The sequence below is a fragment of the Streptosporangium sp. NPDC006013 genome, from assembly GCF_040614275.1.
GTDB lineage: Bacteria > Actinomycetota > Actinomycetes > Streptosporangiales > Streptosporangiaceae > Streptosporangium.
Genome location: NZ_JBEXUE010000499.1, coordinates 1 through 7,252, shown reverse-complemented (window position 1 = coordinate 7,252; position 7,252 = coordinate 1). Strand labels below are relative to the sequence as shown.

Sequence of the window (7,252 nt, the reverse complement as noted above, 5' to 3'; positions counted from 1 at the left end):
TTCCAGCGGCAGCTGTTCTGGCCGACTGGCAAGAAGATCGGGGACGCCCGCGGTCTGGGCCTGGCCGCGGCGGAGCATCCGCTGCTCGGCGCCGCCGTTCGCTTGGCCGACTCCGACGGTGTGCTGCTGACCGGTCGGTTGTCGCTGCGGTCGCATCCGTGGCTGGCCGATCACGTTGTGGGCGGGATGGTGGTGTTCCCCGGCACCGGGTTCCTCGAGCTGGCGATCCGGGCCGGCGATCAGGTCGGCTGCGACCTGGTGGAGGAGCTGACGCTGGCCGCGCCGCTGGTGCTGGGTGAGGATGACGCGGTCGCGGTCCAGGTGTCGGTGGGCGCACAGGACGAGTCAGGCAGGCGCATGCTCACCATCTACGCCCGCTTGGCCGAGGCTGAGGATCACCTGCCGTGGATGCGGTACGCCACCGGCATGCTGACGACCGCGGGCCCTGCCGCCAAGGCCGGTGGCTCCGTCGCCGGGGGTGATGCGCGGGCTGCCGGGTTCGACGCCACCGTGTGGCCGCCGCAGGGCGCGACCGCGATCGAGCTGGACGGGCTGTACGAGCGGCTAGCCCAGGGCGGGCTCGGCTACGGGCCGGTGTTCCAGGGCCTGAAAGCGGCTTGGCGCGGCGAGGAGGGCGAGGTGTTCGCCGAGGTCGCTCTGCCAGAACATGTCACAGACGCCGGTTTGTTCGACATGCATCCGGCGTTGCTCGACTCGGTCCTGCACTCGGTGTCGTTCGTCGGGCTGGAGACGGCTGGCGGCAGATTGCCGTTCTCGTGGGGTGAGGTGAGCCTCCGGGCCGCAGGCGCGTCGGCGTTGCGCGTGCGACTGGTTCGGACCGGTGACGATTCCGTGTCGCTGGAGGCGGTGGATGCCGCCGGGGAGCCGGTGCTGTCGGCGCGCTCCTTGGTGCTGCGGCTGGTCTCGGCCGACCAGTTCGTCGCGGCTTCCCACGATCGTGGGATGGAGCGGGACTCGCTGTTCCGGCTGGATTGGACTGACGTGCCGATGACGGTCTCCCCGGTGGACGCCGTGATCGGGTTGGAGGTGGCCGAGCTCACCGGCGACCTCGATTCCCTGGAACTGCCGTTCGGCAGGGTGCCCGACCTGGTGGCCGTCGAGGTCGACGTGGCCGATTCCGCGGATGTGGTGGAGTCGGCGCACGAGGTGACCACACGTGTTCTGGGCCTGCTGCAGCAGTGGCTTGCCGATGAGCGGTTCAGCAACTCCCGCCTGGTGTTCGTCACCCGGGGCGCGGTCGCGACCGGCGTCGGCGAGGCCGTATCGAACCCGGCTGCGGCCACGGTGTGGGGGCTGGTCCGTAGCGCGGAGGTGGAGAATCCGGGCCGGTTCCTGCTGGCCGATGTGGAGGAGTCGGAGACGGCCCTGTCCGCGCTGCCCGTCGTGCTGGCCTGCGGTGAAACGCAGGTGGCGGTGCGTGGGGTAGGGGTACGGGTGCCGCGGTTGGCGTCGCTTGCGTCGGGGGCGGGCTTGCTGCCTCCGGCCGGTGGGGTGCCGTGGCGGCTGGGCAGCCGGGCCAAGGGCAGTCTGGACGCGCTGGAGCTGCTCGCGTTCCCGCAGGCCGCCGAGCCGTTGGAGGCCGGGCAGGTGCGGGTGGCGGTGCATGCCGCGGGGGTGAACTTCGGGGATGCGCCGGACGGACTCAACGCGCTGGGCTGGTTCCAGGACAAGGTCGGCCTGATGGGCGGCGAGGCCGCCGGGGTGGTTCTGGAGGTCGGCCCCGAGGTCGACGACCTGCGCCCGGGCGACCGGGTGGTCGGTTTGACCGAAGGTGCGTTCGGCCCGGTGGCGGTCATCCACGCCCAAGTCCTGGCCAAGATCCCCGACGGGATGTCCTTCGAGCAGGCCTCGACGATCCCGGTCGCATTCCTGACAGCCTATTACGGGCTGATGGACCTGGCCGGGCTGCGGCAGGGTGAGTCGCTGCTCGTGCACGCGGGCACCGGTGGTGTGGGGATGGCGGCGATCCAGCTGGCCCAGCGCCTGGGTGCCGAGGTGTTCGCAACAGCGAGCCCGGCCGAGTGGGATGTGCTGCGTTCGCTGGGCATCCCCAATGATCACATCGCGTCGTCTCGCACCGTGGAGTTTGAGGAGCGGTTCGGCGGGCGGGGGATCGATGTGGTCCTCAACTCGCTGACCGGGGAGTTCATCGACGCTTCGGCGCGGTTACTGCGCCCGGGCGGCCGGTTCGTGGAGCTGGGCAAGCTGGACACCCGTGACCAGGAGCAGTTCCCGGGGCTGGTGTATCGGTGGTTCGACGTGACGGATGCCGTGCGTGAGCGGTTGCGGCAGATCATGGCCGAGCTCATGGTGCTGTTCGCGGCTGGTGAGTTGCGGCCGTTGCCGTTCACGGCGTGGGATGTGCGGCGGGGCCGGGAGGCGTTCCGGTCCATGACCCAGGCCCGGGATACCGGCAAGATCGTGCTGACGATGCCCCGGCGGTGGGACCCGGACGGCACTGTGTTGATCACCGGCGGCACCGGAGGCCTGGGCGCGCAGCTGGCCCGGCATCTGGTGGCCCAGCACGGGGTACGGCACCTTCTGCTGGCCAGCAGAAGCGGCCTGGACGCTCCCGGTGCGGTGGAGCTGCGGACGGACCTGGTCGCGGGCGGTGCTCAGGTGAACGTCGTGGCCTGCGACGCCTCGGATCGGGACGCGGTGGCGACTCTGCTGGAGCAGGTGAATGCCGACCACCCGCTGACCGCGGTGATCCACACGGCCGGTGTCCTGGACGACGGGACGATCCCCCTGCTGACGCCTGAGCGCATGGGCGGGGTGTTGCGTCCCAAGGTGGACGCCGCCTGGCACCTGCACGAGCTCACCCGCGACACCGACCTGGCCGAGTTCATAGTGTTCTCCTCTGTGGCCGGCACGTTCGGCGGGCCCGGGCAGGGCAACTACGCGGCGGCCAACGCGTTCCTGGATGCGCTGATCCAGCACCGGAGAGCGGCCGGCTTGCCGGCGGTGTCGCTGGCATGGGGGCCGTGGTCGCAGGAAGCCGGGATGACCAGCCGGTTGTCGCAGGTGGACGTTCAGCGGTTGAGCATGGGCGGCCTGCAGCAGATCTCGCTCTCGCAGGGCATGGCGTTGTTTGACGCGGCCGTCGCCTCCGGCGAAGCGGCGGTGGCTCCGGTACGGCTGAACATGCCCGCGTTGCGGGCGCATCCGGAGCTGCCGCCGATGCTGAGCGGGCTGGTTCCCGCCGTACGTCGTTCGACGGCCGTTGCCCCGCGGGTGGGGAGCACATTGCCGCAGCGGCTTGCTCCCCTGGGTGCCGCGGAACGCATCGAGGTCCTGCTGGATGTGCTGCGTACCGAGGTGGCGCTCGTGCTGGGGCACGCTACGCCGGACACGGTGGAGGTGCGGCGGGAGTTCCGCGAGCTGGGCTTCGACAGTCTCACCGCGGTTGAGCTGCGTAACCGGCTGAACACCGCGACGGGGCTGCGGTTGCCGGCCACGCTGGTGTTCGACTACCCGACCCCGGCCGTGCTGGCCAAACATCTGCTCGACGAGCTGATGGGTACGCAGGCGGAAGTCCTGGACACGGCGCCCCAGGTGCTGCCGTCGGTGGCCGATGACCCGATCGTGATCGTGGGTATGGCCTGCCGCTATCCGGGCGGGGTGAATTCTGCCGAGGATCTGTGGCGGCTGGTGGCCGAGGGCGAGGACGGGATCAGCGAGTTCCCGACGACCCGCAATTGGGATATCGATGGGTTGTACAACCCGGATCGGGAGAGCCGCGGGACCAGCTATGTGCGTGAGGGCGGGTTCCTGCACGAGGCCGGGGAGTTCGATCCGGGGTTCTTCGGGATCTCGCCGCGTGAGGCGCTGGCGATGGATCCGCAGCAGCGGTTGCTGCTGGAGACGTCGTGGGAGGCTTTCGAGCGGGCGGGCATGGACCCGACCTCGCTGCGCGGCAGCCGTACCGGCGTGTTCGCCGGATTGATGCACCATGACTACACATCGTCTCGTCTGGAGTTCCCTCCGGACGTGATGAGCTTCAGGGGGACCGGCACCGCCGGAAGTGTGCTGTCCGGCCGGATCTCTTACATATTCGGGCTGGAGGGCCCGGCGGTGACGGTGGACACCGCGTGCTCGTCCTCCCTGGTGGCGCTGCATCTGGCGGCGCAGGCACTGCGCGGTGGTGACTGCTCGCTGGCGCTGGCCGGTGGCGTAACCGTCATGGCAACCCCGGGAGCGTTCATCGACTTCAGCGCGCAGAGTGGGCTGGCCGGTGATGGCCGGTGCAAGCCTTTCTCGGAGGCGGCCGATGGGGTGAGCTGGGCCGAGGGCGTGGGCATGCTGGTGCTGGAGCGGTTGTCGGACGCGCGCCGTAACGGCCATCAGGTGCTGGCGGTCGTGCGTGGGTCGGCGGTCAACCAGGACGGCGCGTCCAATGGGTTGACCGCTCCGAACGGTCCTTCGCAGCAGCGGGTGATCCGGCAGGCGCTGGCCGGTGCCGGGCTGACTCCCGCCGAGGTGGACGCGGTGGAGGGTCACGGGACTGGTACGACGTTGGGCGACCCGATCGAGGCGCAGGCCCTGCTCGCGACTTACGGGCAGGATCGGCCGGAGGACCGGCCGCTGCTGCTGGGGTCGGTGAAGTCGAACATCGGTCACACGCAGGCCGCCGCCGGTGTCGCGGGCGTGATCAAGATGGTCATGGCCATGCGGCACGGCATGCTGCCCAAGACGTTGCATGTGGATGCGCCGTCCTCGCATGTGGACTGGTCGGCGGGCGCGGTGGAGCTGCTGACCGAGCCGGTGGAGTGGCAGCGAAACGGTCACCCGCGCCGGGCCGCCGTGTCGTCGTTCGGGATCAGCGGCACCAACGCGCACGTGATCTTGGAGCAGGGGCCGGAAGAGGTCGTGCATCCGGCGGCGGGTGAGCCTGCGGGTTCGGCCGGTGGTGTGGTGCCGTGGGTGGTGTCGGCGAGGACCTCTGAGGCGTTGTCGGCGCAGGCGCGTCGTCTGGCGGCGCATCTCGACGTGCACAGCGAGCTGGACCCGGTGGATGTGGGGTCCTCGCTGGTGGTGTCGCGGTCGGTGTTCGAGCACCGTGCGGTGGTGGTCGGCGGGGATCGCGGCGATCTGGTGGCGGGCCTGGATGCGGTTGCCTCGGGTGAGCCTGCCGCCGGTGGCGTGGTCGCGGGTGTGGCCGATGTGATGGGGAAGTCGGTGTGGGTGTTCCCGGGTCAGGGGGCGCAGTGGGTGGGTATGGGCGGGCGGCTTCTTGAGGAGTCGCCGATCTTCGCCGGTCGGATGGCGGAGTGTGCGGCGGCGTTGGAGCCGTTTGTGGACTGGTCGGACTGGTCGTTGCTGGATGTGATCCGGCAGGTGGAGGGTGCTCCGGGGCTGGATCGGGTGGATGTGGTCCAGCCGACCTCGTTCGCGGTGATGGTCTCTTTGGCGGCGGTGTGGGAGTCGTTGGGGGTACGCCCGGACGCGGTGGTCGGCCATTCGCAGGGCGAGATCGCGGCTGCGGTGGTGGCGGGTGGTCTGTCGTTGCAGGACGGCGCGCGGGTGGTGGCGTTGCGCAGTCGTCTGATCGCCGACCGGTTGGCGGGCCTGGGGGCGATGGCGTCGGTGGCGTTGCCGGTCGAGCAGGTGCGTGAGCGGTTGTCGGCCGGGGATGGGCGGGTGTCGATCGCGGCGATCAACGGCCCGAACTCGGTGGTGGTGGCAGGTGAGGTCCAAGCTGTCGAGGAGCTGGTGGAGCGACTGACCGAGGGTGGGGTGCGGGTCCGGCGGATCGCGGTGGATTATGCCTCGCATTCGGCTCAGGTGGATCTGATCGGTGAGGAGCTGGCTCAGGTCCTGGCGGAGGTGGCTCCGCGTGCGGTGCGGGTGCCGATGTTGTCGACGGTGACCGGTCAGTGGGTGGAAGGGCCGGAACTCGGCGGCGGGTATTGGTGTGACAACCTGCGCAACACGGTGGCCTTCGCCCCGGCGATCGGGCAGCTGCTGGAGCAGCGGTACCGGGTGTTCGTGGAGGTGAGTCCGCATCCGGTGCTGATGGTCGGTGTCCAGGAATGCGTGGACGAGGCCGGGGTGGAGGCCGTGATCGCCGGCACGTTGCGGCGTGATGAGGGCGGGCTGGATCGGGTCCTGGTCTCGGCGGCTGAGCTGTTCGTGCGCGGTGTGGCGGTGGACTGGCAGGCGGTGCTGCCGGGTGGGCGCTGGGTCGATCTGCCGACCTACGCCTTCCAGCACCAGTGGTTCTGGCCTGCGGCGGCGGGTTCCCGGGTGGGGAATGTGGCTGCGGCGGGATTGGCGGTGGCGGGTCATCCGCTGCTGGGCGCCGCTGTGGGCTTGGCCGACTCCGACGGGGTGCTGTTGACCGGCCGTCTGTCGGTGCGGTCGCATCCGTGGCTGGCCGATCACGCGGTGGCCGGTACGGTGATCTTCCCGGGTACCGGTTTCCTTGAGCTGGCGGTCCGGGCGGGTGATCAGGTCGGCTGTGACCTGGTTGAGGAGCTGACCTTGACCGCGCCGCTGGTGCTGGGCGGGGACGACGCGGTCGCGGTCCAGGTGTGGGTGGGCGCGGCGCAGGAGTCGGGCCACCGGAGCGTGAACATCTACGCCCGCTCGGCGGAGGCCGCCGACGACGTGCCGTGGACACGGCACGCCGCTGGAACGTTGGCTACCGGCGCGTCCTCTGCCGCGCCGTTCGACGCCGGGGTGTGGCCGCCGCAGGGCGTGACCGCTGTCGAGCTGGACGGGCTGTATGAGGAACTGGCCGTGGGCGGGTTCGGATACGGTCCGGTGTTCCAGGGGCTGCGGGCGGTCTGGCGTGGCGCTGACGGTGAGGTGTTCGCCGAGGTCGCGCTGCCTGAGCAGACGCAGTCGAGCGCGGGTTCGTTCGGCATGCATCCGGCTCTGCTGGACGCGGCGTTGCACGCGGTGACCTTCGCCGGGCTGGACGATTCCGAGGGCGGCCGGTTGCCGTTCTCCTGGAGTGAGGTGAGCCTGCATGCCGCGGGTGCGGCGCTGCTGCGCGTCCGGCTGGCCAAGGTGGGCGAAGACGCGGTGTCGCTGACCGCGGTGGACGCCGCCGGGGAGCCGGTGCTGTCGGCGCGCTCGCTGGTGCTGCGCCCGTTCTCGCCCGCTCAGCTCGCCGCCGCGGGTGGTGGCCAGGCGACGGAACGCGACGGGCTGTTCCGGCTGGAGTGGACCACGCTGCCGGAGATCCCCGCGGTCGATTCGGTGTCGATGGCGGTGGTCGGTTTTG

The 7,252-nt window shown here is 70.4% G+C and carries 1 protein-coding gene; it reads left to right on the top strand.

Annotated features, from left to right (window positions below):
• Nucleotides 1–7,252: SDR family NAD(P)-dependent oxidoreductase (locus tag ABZ260_RS42975; protein ID WP_355629408.1), on the top strand; the 7,252-nt coding region annotated here is incomplete at both ends.